Origin of the sequence: Polaribacter sp. IC066 (genome assembly GCF_007997085.1) — a bacterium.
Lineage (GTDB): Bacteria > Bacteroidota > Bacteroidia > Flavobacteriales > Flavobacteriaceae > Polaribacter.
In genome coordinates this window covers 41,313-62,623 of sequence record NZ_VORR01000023.1, presented here as the reverse complement: position 1 = coordinate 62,623, position 21,311 = coordinate 41,313, and the positions used below count along the sequence as shown (strand labels likewise).

Genomic DNA, 21,311 nt, shown 5'->3' with positions numbered 1-21,311 from the left:
TGCAAACATACAACTACTTTTTACTTTATAAACTATCTTTTTTGAAGTTTTTTGTGTTTAATTCTTAAAGCATTCAAAATAGGCTCTTTATCACAGAAATGTTTTTTTGAAAACAATGCCTTTATTTGAAATAAGTGCCGAAATGCTTAATGCTGCTTTTTAGCATCGTCAAAATTAGTAAGAACTCTCTTAAAATAAACGGTGTTTTATCGTTCGGTTGCTCCGTTTTTATTGCGAAAAACTTTTGGAATGAAATAGTATTGGCCAATTGAAATTCTATTCTTCCTCACTAGCATCAAAGTATTGTTTTAAGCATATGGATACACGTAAAAAAACCGATCTTTATTAAACCAATTTTTTTGTTTTTGTTGAAAAGAAAACCCTTTTGTATTTTATTGCTCTCTTTTAAAATGCTAAAACTCATGTTAGGGATTGTAATGGCATCCTTTTTATGCTTAAAAATTAACGAAATTATTTTTGATAGCTTACAACTATGTGCTCTTAAATAGTGAACTTTAAATTAACAACGCATAAAAAGATATAATGGAAAGCCCGACCGCGCTTTTTTGCGCGGGAACACCTCATAGAAAAGCTTCATTTAATAAGTACATATATATAGTGTGTAAAAATTTGTTTTCTAATACCTTTGCATTCTAAAATAGAACTTATTAAATGATTAAAATTACTTTACCTGACGGAACAATTAAGGAGTTTGTTAAAAACAGCACTCCGATAGAAGTTGCAAGAAGCATTAGTGAAGGTTTCGCTAGAAATGTGATATCAGCAAATTTTAACGGTACCACCATTGAAACTACGACTCCACTTACTACAAACGGTTCGTTAATTTTATATACCTTTAATGATGATGGCGGTAAAAAAGCTTTTTGGCATTCTTCGGCGCACGTTTTAGCGGAGGCCATTTTAAGCTTTTATCCGAAAGCAAAATTAACCATTGGCCCTGCCATTGAGAATGGTTTCTATTATGATGTAGATCTAGCTGACGCTGTTATTTCTGATAAAGACTTCCCGGCCATTGAAAAGAAATTTATAGAAATTGCTCGCGGAAAACACGAGTTTTCTATTAGACCTGTTTCTAAAGCAGATGCTCTGTCTTTATATAAGGAAGAAAATAATGAATATAAAGTTGAGCTGATTGAAAATTTAACAGATGGTGAAATCACTTTTTGTGACCATAGCAATTTTACTGACTTATGTAGAGGAGGCCATATACCTAATACGGGAATTATAAAGGCTGTAAAAGTAACAAGTGTTGCGGGCGCATATTGGCGTGGTGACGAAAAAAACAATCAGTTGACCCGTGTTTACGGAATTAGCTTTCCGAAACAGAAATTATTGACTGAATATTTAGAATTATTAGAAGAAGCTAAAAAACGAGATCACAGAAAATTAGGAAAAGAACTAGAGTTATTTACATTTTCTCAAAAAGTTGGTGCTGGTTTGCCATTATGGTTGCCCAAAGGTGCTGCTTTGCGTTCTCGTTTAGAAGATTTCTTGAAAGCTGCGCAAAAAAAAGCAGGTTATGAAATGGTAATGACGCCTCATATTGGTCAGAAAGAACTTTATGTTACCTCTGGACATTATGAAAAATATGGTGCAGATAGTTTTCAGACAATAAAGACTCCCAAAATGGATGAAGAGTTTTTATTAAAGCCGATGAACTGTCCGCATCACTGTGAAATTTATAATTTTAAACCCTATTCTTATAAAGATTTACCAAAACGTTTTGCAGAGTTTGGTACCGTATATAGATACGAGCAAAGTGGAGAATTACATGGATTAACCCGTGTGAGAGGTTTTACACAAGATGACGCTCATATTTTCTGTACACCAGAACAATTAGATCAAGAATTTAAAGATGTAATTGATTTGGTTTTATATGTTTTTGGTTCTTTGGGTTTTGAAAATTTTACTGCACAGGTTTCTATTAGAGATAAAAGTAACCCAGATAAATATATTGGTGACGCAGAAACTTGGGAATTAGCAGAGAATGCAATTATTAGCGCCGCAACTGATAAAGGTTTAAATTTTGTGATTGAAGAAGGCGAAGCTGCCTTTTATGGACCAAAATTAGACTTTATGGTAAAGGATGCTTTAGGCAGAAGTTGGCAATTAGGAACCATTCAGGTTGATTATAATTTACCAAAACGTTTCGATTTAACGTATACAGGTTCTGATAATCAATCTCACAGACCCGTGATGATTCATAGAGCGCCATTTGGTTCTATGGAGCGTTTTATTGCGGTATTGCTAGAGCATACAGGTGGTAATTTCCCTTTATGGTTAACTCCTGATCAGGTTATCTTATTGCCAATCAGTGATAAATATCAGAATTATTCGAAAAAAGTTTTAGAATCGTTAGAAAATTCCGAAATTCGCGCTCTCGTAGATAACCGAAGTGAAAAAACTGGACGTAAAATACGAGATGCAGAAGTTAGCAAAATACCTTACATGGTAATTGTTGGTGAGAAAGAAGAAGAAAACGGAACCGTTTCTGTTAGAAAACATGGCGAAGGCGATTTAGGTACTTTTACACTAGAAGAATTTATATCACTAATTAAAGCCGAAGAAAGTAAAACATTGAAGAAATTTTAAGTAAATTTGAATTTCAGCATCGAAAGATAAGGTTGGTACAAAAACATAAGTTAAATTTAAAAATTATAAGTCATAGCAATTCGTAGAAGTAGGTCGAGAAGACCGTTGAGAGTAATCAAAGAAGATCAGCATAGGATTAATGAAAAAATAAAATATGTTGACGAAGTTCGTCTTGTGGGCGATAATGTAGAAGTTGGTGTATATCCTTTAGATAAAGCTAAAGAGTTAGCTACCGAGCAGGAATTAGATTTGGTAGAAATTTCTCCCAAAGCAAAACCTCCTGTGTGTAAAATAATTGATTACAAGAAATTCTTGTATGAACAAAAGAAACGTGAAAAGAGTTTAAAGTCTAAAGCGACGAAAGTTACCATTAAGGAAATTCGTTTTGGACCGCAAACAGATGAGCATGATTATGAATTTAAAAAGAAGCATGCTTTAAAATTTTTACAAGACGGTGCGAAATTAAAAGCATTTGTTTTCTTTAAAGGTCGTTCGATTATTTTTAAAGAGCAAGGACAAATTTTATTATTAAAATTAGCCCAAGAACTTGAGGAATACGGTAAAGTAGAACAGCTACCAAAATTAGAAGGTAAACGCATGATTATGTTTATTGCCCCTAAAAAATTGAAATAAAAAATAAGTTTAAAGGTAAAGAGTTATACCTATTTAAAGTGATGCTTTTTATAAGCTTGCTTTTATTTTTATTACTCTTTGTTTTTTAAAACTAACGATAATAAGCAAGTTAAAAACGAAGGAGAAATGCCTAAAATGAAAACAAAATCTAGTGCCAAAAAACGATTTAAAGTTACGGGTACTGGTAAAATCAAAAGAAAGCACGCGTTTAAAAGTCACATCTTAACAAAGAAGTCTAAAAAACGTAAATTAAGGTTAACCCATGATACTTTAGTACACAAGTCTGATGAGTCTAACATTAAGCAACAATTAAGATTGAAATAATCTTAACAAGGGAATTTAAGTATTAACCATGGAGTTTGGCTAAAAAAAAAAAGAGTTTTGAGTTACTAGTTTTCAGTAATAAGTTGAATATCAGCCCAAATACGAAAACAAAGAACAAAATAAATCGCCAACTACAAAAAACATTAAAATTATGCCAAGATCAGTAAATTCAGTAGCCTCAAGAAAAAGAAGAAAAAAAATCTTGAAGGCAGCAAAAGGTTACTTTGGACGTAGAAAAAACGTTTACACAGTAGCAAAAAATGCGGTTGAAAAAGGAATGCTATATGCATACCGTGACCGTAAAAACAATAAGAGAAACTTTCGTTCTTTATGGATTGTGCGTATTAACGCAGCAGCTCGTTTACACGGAATGTCTTACTCACAGTTTATGGGTAAAGTAAAAGCACACAAAATCGAATTAAACCGTAAGGTTTTAGCCGATTTAGCAATGAACAGCCCAGAAGCTTTTAAGGCAGTTGTAGAGAAAATTAAATAAATAATAATACTTGCTTATATTGAAAAACCCAAACGTAAAGTTTGGGTTTTTTTCATAAATTTACATTCTCAAAAAACACACACATGAAAGTTAATATATTTGCTTTACTCCTTATAACGATGTCTTTTGCTGGTTTTTCTCAAGAAGAAACACCCGAATCAAATTCAGTTGAAACTCAATTTGACGACATTTATAGAACTTCGACTACCTACCAAACCTACAAAGTAATTGGTAAAGATCGATATCAAATATTAAAGAAAAATGTTTTAGATTCTTTAAAAGATGCTAAAAGTTTAATTACTGAAAAAGAAAGTCTTTTAAAAATAGAGCGAGATAATATTAAGAAAACTAAAAATCTTTTAGCTAGAACCCAGCTAGATTTAGACACTGCAAATAAAAAAGAAAACTCAATTTCTTTATTTGGCACTCAATTAGACAAAACAACCTATAATCTTTTGCTCTGGAGTATTATAATTATCACCATTTTAGCCTTATTTTATTTTATCTTTAAATTCTCTCAAAGTAACATGCTTACTAAAGAAGCTCAAAACAACCTATTAGATGTTGAACAAGAGTTTGAACAACATAGAAAGAAATCTATTGAAAGAGAGCAAAAATTAAGAAGACAACTACAAGATGAAGTAAACAAATTAAGAAGTAGTTAATTTTTAAAAACGAACTCTTCGTATATTCTTTATCAATGTAAAAAATTAGTGCTAATTTTATAAAAAAAGTCAAGATAACATATTATTATTACCATTTTAATAATAATATGTTTCTATCGTTAAATGAATCTCATTTTTTAGTACATTAAATAGTATTTCCTTATCTTTTGATTCTGAAAAATAAACTAATTTAAATTACTTAAAATTTATGAAAACTCTTTTTTATACTAGAGAATTCCCCCCCTATGTTTACGGCGGTGCTGGTGTTCATGTAGAATATCTTGCAGCTGAATTATCTAAATTGATGGATGTTGAAGTTAGGTGCTTTGGCGATCAAGAATCAAAAGAAGGGAGTTTAAGTGTAAAAGGATTTCCTTACGACAATTCGGTTTTTGAAAATGCCGACGATCAATTAAAAGCTGTATTTAAAACTTTAAGTACAGGACTGCATATGAATGCAGATGTTATTGATGCAGATGTTATTCATTGCCACACTTGGTACGCACATTTTGCCGGAATCATGGCTAAACTTTGCTATGGAATTCCTCTTGTAATTACAACACATTCTTTAGAACCACTTCGCCCTTGGAAAAGAGAACAATTGGGTCGTGGTTATGACGCATCTTCTTGGATTGAAAAAACAGCTATTGAAATGGCAGATGCGCTAATAGCAGTATCTCAAGAAACCAAACAAGATGTTTTAAAACATTTTAATGTTGATGAAAAGAAAGTAAAAGTTATTTACAACGGCATCAATCTTCAACAATACATAACCACCCCAGCATCTAATACTTTAGATGACTATAAGATAGATAAAACAAAACCTTACGTACTTTTTGTTGGCAGAATAACCAGACAAAAAGGTATTATTCATTTGGTAAATGCTATACAATATATTGATTTAGATACTCAAATAGTGCTTTGTGCAGGTGCGCCAGATACCAAAGAAATTGGGTTAGAAATGGAAGTAGCTGTTCATGAAGTTCAAAAAACACGTAAAAATGTTATTTGGATTGATAAAATGGTTACCAAAGAAGAAATTATTCAGCTATATTCTCATGCGGATGTTTTTTGTTGCCCATCTATATATGAGCCATTCGGAATTATAAATATTGAAGCAATGGCCTGTGATACAGCGGTTGTTGCAAGTGCTGTTGGTGGTATAAAAGAAGTCGTTGTTCATGGCGAAACTGGTATCTTAGTTCCGGTAGCACAGCAAGAAACTGCTCCTTTTGAACCTGTACATCCAGATAAATTTGCTAGAGATTTAGCAGATGGTATTAATACCTTAATTAAAGATCCAGTTTTAAGAAAATCGATGGCAAAAAAAGGAAGAAAAAGAGTCGAAGATCATTTTGATTGGATTGCAATTGCAAAGCAAGTAGAAGAATTATATAAATCAGTAAAAAACTAATTAAATGATAAACGACAAAGCACTAGGAATTATTTTAGGAGGCGGCCAGGGGTCAAGATTATACCCACTAACCAAAGACAGGTCTAAACCTGCCGTGCCCATTGCTGGTAAATATAGATTGGTAGATATTCCTATTTCTAACTGTATTAATTCTGATATCAAAAGAATGTATGTTTTAACGCAATTTAATTCGGCTTCTTTAAATAAACATATTAAAAATACCTACCATTTTAGTTTTTTTAGTGATGCTTTTGTAGATGTATTAGCAGCAGAACAAACCATACAAAGTGACCAATGGTTTCAAGGAACTGCAGATGCTGTAAGACAGAGTATGCATCATTTTCTGCAAAATGACTTTGAATATGCTTTAATTCTTTCTGGTGACCAATTATACCAGATGGATTTTAATGATATGATTAAGAGACATGAAGAAAGTGGCGCAGAAATATCGATTGCAACCTATCCTGTTAATGCAAAAGATGCCACTTCATTTGGTTTATTAAAAACCAATGATCAAGATATAATTACTTCTTTTATTGAAAAACCAGCTGCAGAACTTTTACCAAATTGGACGTCTGATGTTGGTGATGAAATGAAAGCTCAAGGTAGAGACTATTTAGCCTCTATGGGTATTTATATTTTTAACAGAGATTTACTCATTAAGTTGATGAAAAACCCAGATACCAATGATTTTGGTAAAGAAATTATACCACAAGCAATTGGTAAACATAAAACATTAAGCTACCAATATGATGGTTATTGGACAGATATTGGTAATATAGATTCTTTCTTTGAGGCTAATTTAGGTCTTACAGATGATGTTCCTAAATTTAATTTATATGATAACAAAGGCATCTATACAAGAGCGAGAATTTTACCTACTTCAAAAATTTCTGGAACTATTTTAAACAAAGCTGTTATTGGTGATGGATGCATTATTCATGCAGAAAAAATAGAAAGATCTGTAATTGGTATTCGTTCTAGAATTGGTACCAACTCTTTAATTTCTAATACTTATATGATGGGTAATGATTCTTATGAATCTCTTGATTTTATCCATAAAAACAACGTAGATATTGTTATGGGAATTGGCAATAGATGTTACATTCATAATTGTATCGTTGATAAAAACTGTAGAATTGGAGACGATGTTAGAATTAATGGTGGCAGACATATAGATGATGTAGAAACAGATACTTATTTGGTTAAAGATGGTATTGTAGTTATTAAGAAAGATGCAACAATACCGAGAGGAACCAGTATTGGATAAATAAAAATATCTTACTTTATTAGTATAAAAATTAACGTAATAGAATGCAAAATCAAAGTAGAATTGTTATCGAAAATATTGCTCCACAATTAAACCAAGGAACAGTATCTATAAAACGTATTGTAGACGAAATTGTGCATGTAACCGCAGATGTTTTGGTTGATGGTCATGATGTACTGCAAGCAAGTTTACATTACAAACACGAATCAGAAAAATCTTGGTCAGAAACACGCATGCATCCAACTTCTAATGACGGATATATGGCGAGCTTTCAAACTACCAAGCAAGGTTCTTATTCTTATAAAATAGAAGGTTGGGTAGATTATGCTTTAAACTGGCAACACGGAATTGGCCGAAAAATTGATGATTACCAGCATGTAAATTCAGAATTATTAGAAGGCGCAGAACTTTTATCGACCTTATTAGACAGGGTTCATACAGAAGAAAAAGAGTATTTAGCTCATCTTATTCTTATTTTTAAAGATAAAGAAAAGTATGCCGAAGCAGTAAAAGAAGCTGTTTCAGAAAAACTTACCAGCATCCTTAAAAATAACCCAGAGAAATTATTAACTCAAACTTCAGCAGACTATAAAGTATATGTAGATAGGTTAAAGGCGAGATTTTCTACTTGGTATGAATTCTTTCCGCGTTCTGCATCAGAACAAGAGGGCAAACATGGTACGTTTAATGACTGCCATAGATTATTACCAAGAATTGCCCAAATGGGATTCGATACTTTATACTTCCCTCCTATTCATCCTATTGGTGAAGTAAACAGAAAGGGCAAAAATAATACGACAGTTGCCCAAGATGGCGATGTGGGCTCAACTTGGGGAATTGGCTCTAAACATGGCGGTCATAAAGACATTCATCCAGAATTGGGTTCTTTAAACGACTTTAAACATCTTGTTGCAACAGCAAAAGAATTAGGGATTGAAGTTGCTATGGATTATGCGTTGCAAGCTGCTCCAGACCATCCTTGGGTAAAAGAACATCCGGATTGGTTTAAATGGAGACCCGATGGAACGGTACAATATGCAGAAAATCCGCCAAAAAAATACCAAGATATTTTACCTATTTACTGGGAATCTGAAGATTATAAAAATCTTTGGCAAGAGTGTTTAGATACTTTTTTATATTGGATTGATTGCGGAATTAATGTTTTTAGAGTAGATAATCCGCATACAAAACCCTACTATTTTTGGGGTTGGGTAATCGCTGAAATAAAAAGACAACATCCTGATGTTTTATTTTTAGCAGAAGCATTTACCAGACCAAAAATAATGCATCAACTAGCAAAACAGGGCTACACACAATCGTATACCTATTTTACTTGGCGAGATTCTAAACATGAATTAATTGAATACATGAATGAATTGACTCAAACCAATCAAAAAGAATATATGCGACCTAATTTCTGGCCAAACACACCAGATATTAATCCGTATCATTTACAAGGCGCACCTGAAAGTAAATACCTACAACGATATGCTTTAGCAGCAACATTAAGTTCTAATATAGGAATTTATGGTCCTGTTTTTGAGCAAATGATCGATACACCCATTGCCGGTAAGGAAGAATATTACATGTCAGAAAAGTTTCAGTTATGCAATTATGACTGGTTTAAAGAAAACAAAGTTACCTTTCTAATAAGTAGAATCAATCAAATTAGAAAAGAAAACGAGTCGTATCAACAAACCAATAATATTCGCTTTTTAGAAACTGGCAACGAAAAATTAATCGCTTTTTATAAATGGAATGATGATCGATCTAATGAAACCTTAACAGTAATTAGTTTAGATTCTTATCACTCACAAGCGGGTTCTGTTCAAGTACCCTTAAATGAATTAAGAGTTGCCCACGGTCATAAAGTAGAAGTTGTAGATTTAATTACAAAAAATTCTTATAACTGGTATAATGAGTGGAATTATGTAGAATTACATGCTACTTTACCGTTCCATATTTTTAAAATTAATAAATAATGACAACCAAAACATTTACAAATTCTGATGCTGTTATCTTCTCATCCAATAAAAAATGGGAAGAATTAATAGACGATAAAGTGTTTGTAAATGTATTATTGTCTGATGTTTTAGAAAAATATATTCAAAAACAACGCTGGTTTGCAGGCAAATCTAGCCAACTAAAGTATATCGAATTAAGCGAGTATTTTAAAATTCAGCAAGATGGCGAAATCTACTTTGGCTTACTTCTAGAAGTAAACTTTAAAGAAGCTTTTTATCACCATTACTTTATACCCATTGCATTTACTTCTGATGCTAGTATTACTCCAGAAAGTAAAATTCTTTCAATTTCCTTGAACAACCAAAAAGGATTTATTGTAGACGCAATTTATTTAGCATCTTTTAGAAAAGTAGTTTACGACAGAATTAGTACAGCTTTGCCCGTTGATAAAACGCCTGTTCAATATCATAAAACAGAAAGTTTTAACTTTCCTTTGTATGAATCTTCAAAATTTATAGGCGTAGAACAAAGCAATACCTCCATTATTTATAATGATGCTTTTATTCTCAAATTTTTTAGAAGAATTTATGCTGATAAAAATCCAGATTATGAAATGAGTCGTTTTTTATCAGATAAAACAGCCTTTAAAAACACGCCTCCTTATTTAGGTAGTATTAATATTATTGATTCAGACAACATCAACATTACGATTGGTTTAATGCAAAAGTTAGTACCTAATAACGGTGATGCTTGGGAATATTTTTTAAAAGAAATTCATAAAATATTTTTAAATATTGATTTAAAAAAAATTTCTCTTAAAGATTTACCTGACGTAGAAATGTTTGAACGCTTAAAAATTGAAGAAATTTCTCCTCAAATTATCGATTGGGTGGGACTTCATTTATTGAATAAAGTAAAACTACTCGCTAAAAGAACTGCAGAAATGCATGCGGCTTTGGGTTCTGAATTTGCCGAAACTTCTTTTACACCCACTCGGTTTAATGGCGATTATTCCGTTTGGTTAAAAAATAGATTAACGTATCAGTTTCAAAATAGATTAAGCCTCGCAGAAAATAATTTGCATACATTAGAGGGATACTCTTTACAGTTGGCAAAAGAGTTTTTAGAACAAAAAAATGAGATTAGAAAACGCTTGGTAAATTTTGATTGGACAAAATTTAAAGGAGAAAGAATCCGAATTCATGGGGATTATCATCTGGGACAAATTTTGGTGCAAGATGACGATTTTTGTATTTTAGATTTTGAAGGCGAACCAGAAAGTAGTATTCGTGATCGTAAAGTAAAACAGCCACCGCTAAAAGATGTTGCCGGTTTGTTTAGATCTTTTCATTACGCAATTTATGCTACTATTTTTAATCATCAAAAAGAATACGAAAAAAATCAAGAAGCGGTATTCGATTACGGCGAACTCCTCTATAAATACATGATTGCCGTTTTTATGGAAACCTATGTAGAAACTACCAAAAATGCAAACCTACATATTGGCTATAGAAACGAAAGAATATTTTTATTGAAATATTGCTTATTAGAAAAAGCAATTTACGAGTTAGGATACGAACTTAATTCAAGACCTAAATGGACAATCATTCCATTAAAAGGCATTGCAAACATTATGAATTCATAAAATTATGGCACAAACACAAGCACACACGCTCTTTACAGAGTTTGATATTAATTTATTTAAAGCTGGCAAACATTATCGATTATACGAAAAATTTGGCTCGCATATTACAACCGTAAACGGTATTGCAGGAACTTATTTTTCAGTTTGGGCTCCTGGTGCAAAATCGGTTTCTGTTATTGGAGATTTTAATTTTTGGATAGAAGGAGAACATCACTTAAATGTGCGTTGGGATGGCAGCGGAATTTGGGAAGGTTTTATTCCAGCAGTTGCTAAAGGTGCTATTTACAAATATAAAATACGCAGTTCTAATAGTGATATTACTACTGAAAAAGCTGATCCTTTTGCAAGAAGATGTGAACATCCACCAAAAACAGCTTCGCAAGTTTGGGAAGATAATTACCAGTGGAAAGATAAAAAATGGATGAAAAATAGAAAGAAGCATAATGCGTTAGATGCGCCTTTTTCTGTTTATGAAGTTCATTTAGGTTCTTGGAAAAAACAAACCGAAGAAAATAGGTTTTTAAGCTATTATGAATTGGCAGACGAACTGGTGAATTATGTAGCCGATATGAATTTTACACATGTAGAGTTTATGCCCATCATGGAGTATCCGTATGACCCAAGTTGGGGATATCAATTAACCGGTTATTTTGCACCCACATCTCGTTTTGGGTATCCTGATGAATTCAAATTTTTGGTTGATAAATTTCACGAAGCAGGTATTGGCGTATTACTAGATTGGGTTCCTTCGCATTTCCCGTCAGACGATCATGGTTTAGGGTTCTTTGATGGTTCACATTTATATGAACATCCAGATAGAAGAAAAGGCTACCATCAAGACTGGAAAAGTTTAATTTTTAATTATGGCAGAAATGAAATTAAAGCATTTTTAATTAGTAACGCTATCTTTTGGTTAGACCAATACCATGCAGATGGTTTAAGAGTAGATGCCGTTGCATCGATGTTATTTTTAGATTATTCTAGAGAAGAAGGTGAATGGGAACCAAATATGTTTGGTAGTAACGAATATTTAGAAGCCATCGATTTTATTAAAGAAATGAATGCTGCTGTTTATGAGTCGTTTCCTGATGTGCAAACCATTGCAGAAGAATCTACTTCTTTTCCGAAAGTTTCTAAACCAATCTATGATGGTGGTTTAGGTTTTGGTATGAAATGGATGATGGGCTGGATGCACGACACTTTGGGTTATTTTGCAAAAGACCCCATGTATAGAAAACATCATCAAAACGATTTAACATTTAGTTTAAACTATGCGTTTACAGAAAACTTTATGCTGCCGTTATCTCATGATGAAGTGGTGTATGGTAAAAAATCTATCGTTGCTAAAATGCCTGGTGATGAATGGCAAAAATTCGGAAACTTAAGACTTCTGTATAGTTTGATGTACACGCATCCAGGAACAAAATTACTATTTCAAGGTGGCGAATTTGGGCAAACTTCTGAATGGGATTTTGACGGAAGTTTAGATTGGCATTTATTAGCCTACGATTATCATAAGGGCGCACAAAGTTTAGTAAGAGACTTAAATAAATTATATAAAGGTGAACCTGCGCTGCATCAAAAGCAATTTTCTCATGAAGGTTTTGAGTGGATAGATCATGGAGATCACCAAAACTCGGTAATGACCTATATTAGAAAAGGAGAACATGAAAAAGAGAATATAATTGTTATTTTAAACCTTACACCAGTTCCTAGAAATGAGTATAGAATAGGGCTGCCTAAAGCGGGTTCTTTAAAAGAAATATTTAACAGCGATAGCAAGCAATATAATGGCACAGGCGGTTTTACGAATAAAAACTTAAAATCAGATACAAAGGTATGGAACAATAGAGAACACTCAATTGAACTAAACTTGCCACCTTTAGGCATGTTAGCCTTTAAATTCAAATAAAAAATGCGCTCTTTTGTTATGGTATTCCTAAAAAAAGAGTGTGTTTTTTTTACACTTTATAAAAAAAGACTTTCAATTTATGGCTTTCCAAATTCTTTATAGATGCATAAAAATGAACGTATTTATCAATTAATTATACATAAATAAGCAATACTTTTACCCAATATTAAGACTATTACCGAATTGTAAAGAAAATTTTAAAATTGATTTTTTAGGATTTCTTTACAGTTTTCATAAGCAAAAAATCAAACAAATCATGATTGTTAATACAGAGTTAGAACAAAAAGGAAATTTATTTCCTTCAGAAATAATAGATTATAAGAAAGATGTAGATACCCTATATTTTACTACCAAAAACAATGTTGTTTTACAAGTTACCGTTGTTAGAGATAGTGTTATTAGATTTAGGTATGCTACGTCTGGTAAATTTGAAAAAGATTTTTCTTATGGTGTAACGATACACGCATCACGAGGTTATAATTTTTTAGATGTCAGTGAAGACAAAACACATTATAGTATAAAAACGTCTAAACTAATTTGTAAAGTAGAAAAATTAAGCTTGCAAGTAAGCTTATACGATGCCATCGATTTAAAGCTAATTAATCAAGATGAGATTGGTTTTCATTGGGAAGAAAGTTACGAATATGGTGGCGATATTGTAAAAATGAGTAAAACTTGCCAAAAATCTGAAAGTTTTTACGGTTTAGGCGATAAACCTGTAGAAGTGAACTTAAAAGGAAAACGCTTTGAAAACTGGGCAACAGATTCTTACGCGTTTGGTAAAAATACAGATCCTATTTATAAAGCCATTCCGTTTTATACAGCAATTCAAGATAACAAAGCATACGGTATTTTCTTTGACAATACTTTTAAAACACATTTCGATTTTGCACATGAAAGAAGAAATGTAACTAGTTTCTGGGCACAAGGAGGCGAAATGAATTACTATTTCATTTACGGTCCGCAAATGGAAGACGTTGTAAAAAACTATACAGATTTAACGGGGAAGCCTCATGCTTTACCTCCTTTATGGGCTTTGGGGTTTCATCAATGTAAATGGAGTTATTACCCAGAAAGCAATGTAAAAGAAATTACAAAAACCTTTAGAGACTTACAAATTCCTTGTGATGCTATCTATTTAGATATAGATTACATGGATGGTTTCCGTTGTTTTACTTGGGATAAAAAATACTTTCCTGACCCAAAAAGGATGGTAAAAGAATTAGAAGATGATGGTTTTAAAACGGTTGTAATTATAGATCCAGGAATTAAAATAGATTTAGAATACGATGTTTTTAAAGAAGGTTTAGAGAAAGATTATTTCTGTAAACGTGCAGATGGTCCTTATATGAAAGGTAAAGTTTGGCCTGGAGAATGTTATTTTCCTGATTATACAAAACCAGAAGTTAGAGAGTGGTGGTCTGGTTTGTTTCAAGAATTAATAGAAGATATTGGCGTAAAAGGTGTTTGGAATGATATGAATGAGCCTGCGGTGATGGATGTTCCTAACAAAACTTTTCCGGATGATGTTCGTCATGATTATGATGGAAATCCTTGTTCACACAGAAAAGCACACAATATTTACGGAACGCAAATGGCGCGTGCCACCTACCATGGTTTAAAGAAATATGCATATCCAAAAAGACCTTTTGTAATTACAAGATCTGCTTATTCTGGCGCACAACGTTATACCTCTACTTGGATGGGAGACAATGTTGCCACTTGGGAACATTTAGCCATAGCAAATAACCAAGCACAAAGAATGGCCATGTCTGGTTTCTCTTTTGCAGGATCTGATATTGGTGGCTTTGCAGAGCAACCTCAAGGAGAACTTTTTGCAAGGTGGATTCAATTAGGCGTTTTTCATGCTTTTTGTAGAGTTCATTCTTCTGGAGATCACGGAAATCAAGAACCCTGGGTTTTTGGTGAAGAAATTACCGATATTGTTAGAAAGTTTGTAGAAATTAGATACCAACTTTTACCGTATTTATACACTGCTTTTTGGAATCATATCGATAAAGGAACGCCAATTTTAAAGTCTTTGGTCTTATTTGATCAAGAAGATGTACATACACATTATAGAAGTGACGAATTTATTTATGGTGAACACCTTTTAATTTGTCCTATTCTAGAGCCAAACGCTAAAGGAAGAAGAATGTATGTTCCTAGAGGTAATTGGTATAATTTCTGGACTGATGAAATTGTACAAGGCGGAAAAGAAATGTGGGTAGATGCAGATTTAGATAGCATGCCAATCTTTGTAAAAGAAGGTGCTGTAATTCCTAAATATCCTGTGCAACAATATGTAGACCAAAAGAAGTTTGATGAAGTTACTTTAGATGTTTATTACAAACTTGGTAAAGAAAAATCTCAATTATATGATGATGCTCACGATGGATATGATTATAAGAAAGGAAGATATAGTTTACGTAATTTTAAATTAACTGGAAAAAAGAAAGAATTTATTTTGCAGCAATTTAAAGAAGGTACATTCGATGCAGCCTACAGTAAATTTAATATTGTTTTGCACAATTTACCTTTTACGATTACTTCTGTGCAAATAGACAACGTAGAAGTAGAAATAAATCAATCTGAAACGAGTACATCTCAATCTATCACTGTAAATAAAGAATTTACAGAATTGCATTTATTTGGTAAATAATCAGCTTTATGTATTAAAAGTTTTAGAGACGTCTCCTTGTAAACAGGGAGGCGTCTCCCTGTTTACAAGGAAACGTAAATATCATGGTAAACAGGGATTATGTAGTATTAAAATGTAGTGTAGCTTTGTTATATAATTATTAATCCCCCAATAATTTAATTGTTTTTAGAATTGTATTTTAATTATTTGATTTAAAAAGAAGCAACTTATAGTTCCCTAAACTAGGGTTGCTTTTTTTTCGGTTTACAATTGCCTCCACAAAAATTATCATTTATTTGGTACTCTTTGTATTTTAAAAATCCGATTTTAATTTTCGTCTCTTAATAATTTTAATGCCTTTTGGTAGCTATCAATTCATCAAAAGTTTTCTAAAGATCACCTTTCATCATATATAGATTTTGTCACGACGAACTAATACCAATTTAGTTTTATAGTGACGTGCAACTAAATTGAATTATTTTTTGATTAATTGAAATGAAAAGTAATTAGCATAGCATCGTTACGGTAATTATTTTTGATGAAGGGTAAGCGAAAAAGAAACGATTTATTACGGCATTATTAGCCTAATTTGGTATAAATTATAGTATCAGAACAATCTCTATTCTTAAGCATCCTTAAAATTGCTCTAACCCTTTACATCTATAGCTGCCAAAAAGCAACCAAGCTTACACTATCTTCTATATTCTTCTAAAATTAATAGTGTTTTACAGCCTTCATCTTTTAGACTTACGTCTACTCAAAATAATAAAGTAAAAAGTAAATCAATCTAAAATACGTTAACCTCTGCCAAAACTTAAAAAAACTAGTTACAGAGCCACATTTGGTTCATAAATAAAAACCTTTATTTATTAAATTTTTAGAGGCGTCTCCCTGTTTACATGGAGGTGTCTCCTTGTTTACATGGAGAGGCAAATATCATGGTAAACAGGGATTGTGTACTTCTAAAATGTAGTGTAAATTTGTATTATAATTATGTACCCCCAGTAATTATGCTTTGAAAAAGAAGCGACCTCTAGTTCTAGAACTATGGTCGCTTTTTTTTTATTTTAAAATATGATTGTCAGATAAAAGACTCAAGAGTGCTCCGCTTCTAGAACCGAGAAGCAATACTTGATCCTAACTATCTGACAAAAACACATAATTTGAAATAAAACCATTTACTTTATCCTTATGAAGTTATTTTCAAAAAAGTAAGGTATCTTTAAAAAATTCGTTGAACCCTTTATTTCAGCAAGGTTTATTAAACTCATAAATATTTTTAATCAGGCATTAATGATTTTAAAATTTTACCCATAAAAAAACCTCAATACAAGTTTTGAGGTTTTTTTATGGGTAAAGACAAGAACTTAAATTCCGTCTGCTAATGACTTTAATTTTTCTGTATTTTCTGCTAGCATCAATTCGTCAATAATTCTCTGAATATCACCATTTACAATATTAGGTAAATCATATAATGATAATCCAATTCTATGGTCTGTAACTCTTCCTTGTGCATAATTATACGTTCTAATCTTTGCACTTCTATCTCCTGAAGAAACCATAGAACCACGCTTTAAAGCGTCTTCTGCATTTTTCTTTGCTAACTCCATATCATATAAACGAGAACGCAATACTTTAAAAGCTTTCTCTTTATTTTTATGCTGACTTTTCTGATCTTGACACTGCGCAACCAATCCGGTTGGTGTGTGTGTTAAGCGAACTGCAGAATACGTTGTATTTACAGACTGACCTCCTGGTCCTGAAGAACAGAAAAAATCAATTCTTACGTCTTTCGGATTTATTTCTACATCAAACTCTTCTGCTTCCGGAAAAACCATACAAGTTGCTGCAGATGTATGCACACGTCCTTGTGTTTCTGTTTGCGGTACTCTTTGTACACGATGCACACCGGCTTCAAACTTCAAAGTTCCGTAAACATCCGCTCCATTTACTTCAAACTGAATTTCTTTAAAACCACCATTTGTTCCTTCAGAATAATCTACTGTAGAAACTTTCCAACCTCTACTCTCACAATATTTAGAATACATTCTAAACAAATCTCCTGCAAAAATACTTGCTTCATCTCCTCCGGTTCCTGCCCGTAATTCTACCACGGCATTTTTAGAATCTTCTGGATCTGTTGGTATTAATAAAAACTTAATTTCATTTTCTAGTTCTGGAATTCTATTGTTGGCCTCATCGATTTCCATCTTTGCCATCTCGTTCATTTCTGCATCCGAGCCATCTGCAAGAATTTCTTTTGCCTCTTCTATATTGTTTATTAAAGTTTGATATTCATCGCCCTTTCTAACAACCTTGCCTAAATCTTTGTACTCCTTCATCAGTTGCGCATAACGCTTCTGATCCATGATAATTTCTGGTTGAATAATTAAATCAGAAACTTCATCATAACGTTGCTTAACAATTCTTAATTTATCTAACATTTTCTACGCATTTCTTGGTTTGCGAATTTACAAATTTTATGGGTATATTTATAAAAACATTCTTTTTTATGAGAGCGGCACTTTTAGTATGTTGTTTTATATTTTTCTTGTCTTGCCAAAACGAAAAAAATAAAACTCAAAAACCTTCTTTTTTAATTGGACATTGGATGCGTTTAGATGACAAACCTGAAAATAAAACCTTTGAAACGTGGAACTCCAATTTTAAGGGTTTAAGCTACACAAAGCAAGGAACCAAAACTAATATTAAAGAAATATTGAGTATTGTTTCTATAAATGACACCTTACATCTAACCGTAGAAAGGGCTAATGAAGAACCAACTTTATTTAAGTTTATACAACAAACAGCAACTTCTTTTGTTTGTGTAAATGCGGAAAACGAATTCCCGAAAAAAATAAAATACTCTCTAGAAGATGAACAATTAAAAGCTATTATTTCTGCAGATGCTTTTAGAATTGATTTTGTTTTTGAGAAATTACCACTACTTCAATAGTAACATCATACCCGATAAAAAAAGTAACGCTAAAACACCTCTTTTTAAAACGACCTCGTTTAATTTAGCGTATGCTTTTTTTCCTAAATAAATAGCTACTATAAAAAACGGCATTATATACAATGAATAGTATACTTGGTTCATATTTAAAATACCCGCTGTATAAAGCGAAGGAATTCTAATAGCCGTTATTAAGCCCAATATGCCAAACATTGTTGCCCTAAAACTTTTCATTGTTACCGCTGAATTCTTAACAACTATAACATATAAAGGACCGCCTGTTGAAAATAAACCTGAAAAAAAACCACCTGCAAGTCCAAATAAAAACTCGAGTTTAGGCTGTTTAAATACTTTATCTTTTGCGTAAACGCTATACATAACATACGCTAAAATAAAAACACCCAAACCCTTTTTTAAAAACATGGGTTTGCCATGTGCTAAAACCCAGGTACCTAAACCTACTCCTAAAATTGTAGCTAAAGTTAGTTTTAAAATAATTTTTCTATCGATATGTTTCCATTCTTGCGCAATTAAATAAACACTCGAAAAAAAATAAAATATAGAAATATAAGCGATGGCATCTTGCAAACCCAAAACAAGGAGCAAAATAGGCAAAGCGATTAAAGCGCCTGCAAAACCGCTTAACGTTTGAATAAAAAAACCTGCAAAAATACCCAAACCCACAACTAATAAAATCATCAAACTCATTCTTACTCCTATTTACGTTTCTATACGCGTCAAAATTACCCATTGCTTTACGATTTATAAAATTGATTCCGTGAAGTAAGTGGATTTATTATATTAAAAAAATGTATTTTTACAATAAAAATAATTGAATCAATGGTAGATGGAATAGATCACAAAATAATCAATGAATTAAAACAAAATTCTAGGGCTTCTTTTGCTGATATTGGCAGAAAAATACACCTTTCACCATCTTCGGTAAGAGAGCGTATTCAAAAATTAGAAGATGCTAAAATTATTAAGGCCTATTCATTGCACGTAGATTATGCTAAATTAGGTTTTGCACTAGAGGTAATTATTATTTTGAAATTGTTTAGCGGAAAAATTAAGTTATTTATTGCAGATGTGAATCAGTATTCAGAAATAAAGGAAGCCTACAGAATAACAGGCTCGCAAAATATACACATTCGAGCTGTTTTAAAAGACCAATTGCATTTGCAACAATTTATAGATAAATTGATAGAGTATGGAGATACGATGACCCACCTTATTTTATCAGAAATAAAAAAAGACAAAACTTTATAGTTTGCTTTAAATAAAAATGGTGAATAAAATAGCAGTTTATAAAATTACCAATCCTTTATTTTACATCAATCTAAAAAAAGAACTTCCTGCTTCGGAATTGTAAAATAAAAAGTAGTTCCTATTCCTTCCTCGCTTTCTAACCAGATAACACCTTTATAAAATTGGATAATTTTTTTCACAATAGAAAGCCCGATTCCTGACGAAGAACTAATACTTTCTAATTTGGTAAAAACCTTAAAGATCTTTTCAAAATAGTCTGAATGAATCCCTATTCCGTTATCTTTTATAAAGAACTCAAAATATTCTCCTTTTTCAGAGGCACCAATTTCAATGACACCTTCTTCTTTATCACTATACTTAATAGCATTTTGAATTAAATTCTGAAAAACTTGTTTAAATTTCAACGCATTTCCGAACAAAACGGGTAAGTTTTCTTGAACCGTAATTTTTATATGAAAAGGAATTAAAATCGTTTTTAAAACCTCCTCCATCATTGCATTCAAATCGTTTTCTCTGTCTTTTGATTCTAACCTGTCTACGGTTGAGTAATCAAGAATTCCTTTTATCAAAAAATCCATTTTTTCAACATTAAATAATACTTGGTCTAAAGGTGCTAAAAGGCTTTCTCCCATTGCCTCTTTATTGTCATCGATAAACCAATTAATTAGCGTGTGAATATTTACTAATGGTGCTTTTAAATCGTGAGATACAACTTGAGCATATTCATTTAACTCTTCATTTTGAAGCGATAAATCTCTTAATAATTCTTCTTTTTTCTGTTCTTGTTGTTTTATTCGTTCTTCATGTTCTTTTCTTTGAATAACATTTACAAACATATTTGCAAAGACAAAAAGAATATCTTTTTCATTTTTAGTGTATTTGTGAATTTTTTTAACGGAATCAAAACCAATAAAGCCAATTAATTCGTTGTTTTTTATTTTTGGTATGGTCATTAAGCTTTGAATTCCTTGCGCTTCTAAAATAGCCCGCAAACCAAACTCACCACCCTCGGGCAAAAGACTTACATCTTCGCAATAAAAAGCCTTCCCATTTTTATGAGCATCTAGCCATTGCGTAACAAAACCATCTAAATTTAAATGTTGTAAACTATCTATTTCTGGCTGTATACCTTCGGCACACCATTCAAAGGTGTTGCTCGTGGTATAATTTATAAAATCATAAGAAAAAATATAACTTCTGTCTGCTTTTACGAATTCGCCTACCTGTTTTAGAGACTTTTGAACAAGTTCATCAATATCTGATAAATCTGCATTGATAAATGTTGTAGAAATACTAATTAATAAATCTTGTAAACGCAGCTGCTGTTTAATGATTTCATCTTTTTCCATATGTTTAAAATTTAGGTCAGAGACCAAAGGGGGGTTTTGTTAAAAGATTATAATAATTCTTTTAATAAAAGGTTTAAACAGGTTTAATTTTAACACGCAAACACTTTTTTAAGCTCTAAAGATATGATAAAACTATTTAAATTAATTTACTTTTTTAAA

At 32.0% G+C, this 21,311-nt stretch carries 16 protein-coding genes; 13 read left to right on the top strand and 3 right to left on the bottom strand.

Features of this window, described 5'->3' with window-relative positions; genetic code table 11:
* The first annotated feature begins 672 nt into the window (after window positions 1-672).
* The 11 genes from thrS (at window position 673) to ES044_RS09520 (ending at window position 15,599) form a co-directional block, all read left to right on the top strand.
* On the top strand, window positions 673-2,613 hold the full coding sequence (gene thrS / locus ES044_RS09570) for a threonine--tRNA ligase (RefSeq protein WP_147187061.1): 1,941 nt from the start codon (window positions 673-675) through the stop codon (window positions 2,611-2,613).
* A gap of 105 nt (window positions 2,614-2,718) precedes the next feature.
* Window positions 2,719-3,246 (top strand): translation initiation factor IF-3, encoded by a 528-nt coding sequence (infC, locus tag ES044_RS09565; RefSeq protein ID WP_018943135.1) that lies wholly within the window; start codon window positions 2,719-2,721, stop codon window positions 3,244-3,246.
* A 126-nt stretch (window positions 3,247-3,372) separates the two neighbouring features.
* Entirely contained in the window at window positions 3,373-3,570 is a 198-nt protein-coding gene (rpmI, locus tag ES044_RS09560) for a 50S ribosomal protein L35 (protein ID WP_147117853.1), read from the top strand.
* A gap of 151 nt (window positions 3,571-3,721) precedes the next feature.
* Window positions 3,722-4,066, top strand: a complete 345-nt coding sequence (gene rplT / locus ES044_RS09555; protein ID WP_147187059.1) for a 50S ribosomal protein L20 — start codon at window positions 3,722-3,724, stop codon at window positions 4,064-4,066.
* Window positions 4,067-4,149: 83 nt separating this feature from the next.
* The gene (locus ES044_RS09550; RefSeq protein WP_147187057.1) at window positions 4,150-4,731 is read left to right on the top strand and encodes a hypothetical protein; all 582 of its coding nucleotides are present in this window, start codon (window positions 4,150-4,152) and stop codon (window positions 4,729-4,731) included.
* A gap of 208 nt (window positions 4,732-4,939) precedes the next feature.
* Window positions 4,940-6,145: a glycogen synthase gene (gene glgA / locus ES044_RS09545; RefSeq protein WP_147117850.1), complete on the top strand. Its 1,206-nt coding sequence runs from the start codon at window positions 4,940-4,942 to the stop codon at window positions 6,143-6,145.
* A 4-nt stretch (window positions 6,146-6,149) separates the two neighbouring features.
* Entirely contained in the window at window positions 6,150-7,415 is a 1,266-nt protein-coding gene (locus tag ES044_RS09540; RefSeq protein WP_147187055.1) for a glucose-1-phosphate adenylyltransferase, read from the top strand.
* 44 nt (window positions 7,416-7,459) lie between these two features.
* Complete coding sequence (locus ES044_RS09535) at window positions 7,460-9,397, top strand: alpha-1,4-glucan--maltose-1-phosphate maltosyltransferase (protein WP_147117848.1); 1,938 nt, start codon at window positions 7,460-7,462, stop codon at window positions 9,395-9,397.
* Window positions 9,397-11,025: a trehalose synthase gene (locus ES044_RS09530; RefSeq protein ID WP_147117847.1), complete on the top strand. Its 1,629-nt coding sequence runs from the start codon at window positions 9,397-9,399 to the stop codon at window positions 11,023-11,025. Before ES044_RS09535 ends, ES044_RS09530 begins: the two co-directional genes overlap by 1 nt.
* A gap of 4 nt (window positions 11,026-11,029) precedes the next feature.
* Window positions 11,030-12,937: a 1,4-alpha-glucan branching protein GlgB gene (glgB, locus tag ES044_RS09525; protein WP_147117846.1), complete on the top strand. Its 1,908-nt coding sequence runs from the start codon at window positions 11,030-11,032 to the stop codon at window positions 12,935-12,937.
* 256 nt (window positions 12,938-13,193) lie between these two features.
* Window positions 13,194-15,599, top strand: a complete 2,406-nt coding sequence (locus tag ES044_RS09520; protein WP_147117845.1) for a glycoside hydrolase family 31 protein — start codon at window positions 13,194-13,196, stop codon at window positions 15,597-15,599.
* Window positions 15,600-16,945: 1,346 nt separating this feature from the next.
* Here the strand turns inward: ES044_RS09520 and prfA are convergent.
* Complete coding sequence (prfA, locus tag ES044_RS09515) at window positions 16,946-18,022, bottom strand: peptide chain release factor 1 (protein WP_147117844.1); 1,077 nt, start codon at window positions 18,020-18,022, stop codon at window positions 16,946-16,948.
* Window positions 18,023-18,090: 68 nt separating this feature from the next.
* Between prfA and ES044_RS09510 the strand changes: the two genes are divergently transcribed.
* Window positions 18,091-18,534 (top strand): hypothetical protein, encoded by a 444-nt coding sequence (locus ES044_RS09510; RefSeq protein WP_147117843.1) that lies wholly within the window; start codon window positions 18,091-18,093, stop codon window positions 18,532-18,534.
* Here the strand turns inward: ES044_RS09510 and ES044_RS09505 are convergent.
* Window positions 18,523-19,233 carry a sulfite exporter TauE/SafE family protein gene (locus tag ES044_RS09505; protein WP_317131209.1) on the bottom strand — a complete coding sequence of 237 codons (711 nt, stop codon included), beginning with the start codon at window positions 19,231-19,233 and terminating at the stop codon, window positions 18,523-18,525. The two genes, ES044_RS09510 and ES044_RS09505, sit on opposite strands and share 12 nt — an antisense overlap.
* 141 nt (window positions 19,234-19,374) lie before the next feature.
* Here ES044_RS09505 and ES044_RS09500 point away from each other — a divergent pair, with 141 nt between their 5' ends.
* The gene (locus ES044_RS09500; RefSeq protein ID WP_147117841.1) at window positions 19,375-19,803 is read left to right on the top strand and encodes an Lrp/AsnC family transcriptional regulator; all 429 of its coding nucleotides are present in this window, start codon (window positions 19,375-19,377) and stop codon (window positions 19,801-19,803) included.
* Between the two features lie 65 nt (window positions 19,804-19,868).
* On the opposite strand, the gene ES044_RS09495 is transcribed toward ES044_RS09500, so the two are convergent.
* Window positions 19,869-21,152 carry an ATP-binding protein gene (locus ES044_RS09495; RefSeq protein ID WP_147117840.1) on the bottom strand — a complete coding sequence of 428 codons (1,284 nt, stop codon included), beginning with the start codon at window positions 21,150-21,152 and terminating at the stop codon, window positions 19,869-19,871.
* Between the last annotated feature and the right edge of the window lie 159 nt (window positions 21,153-21,311).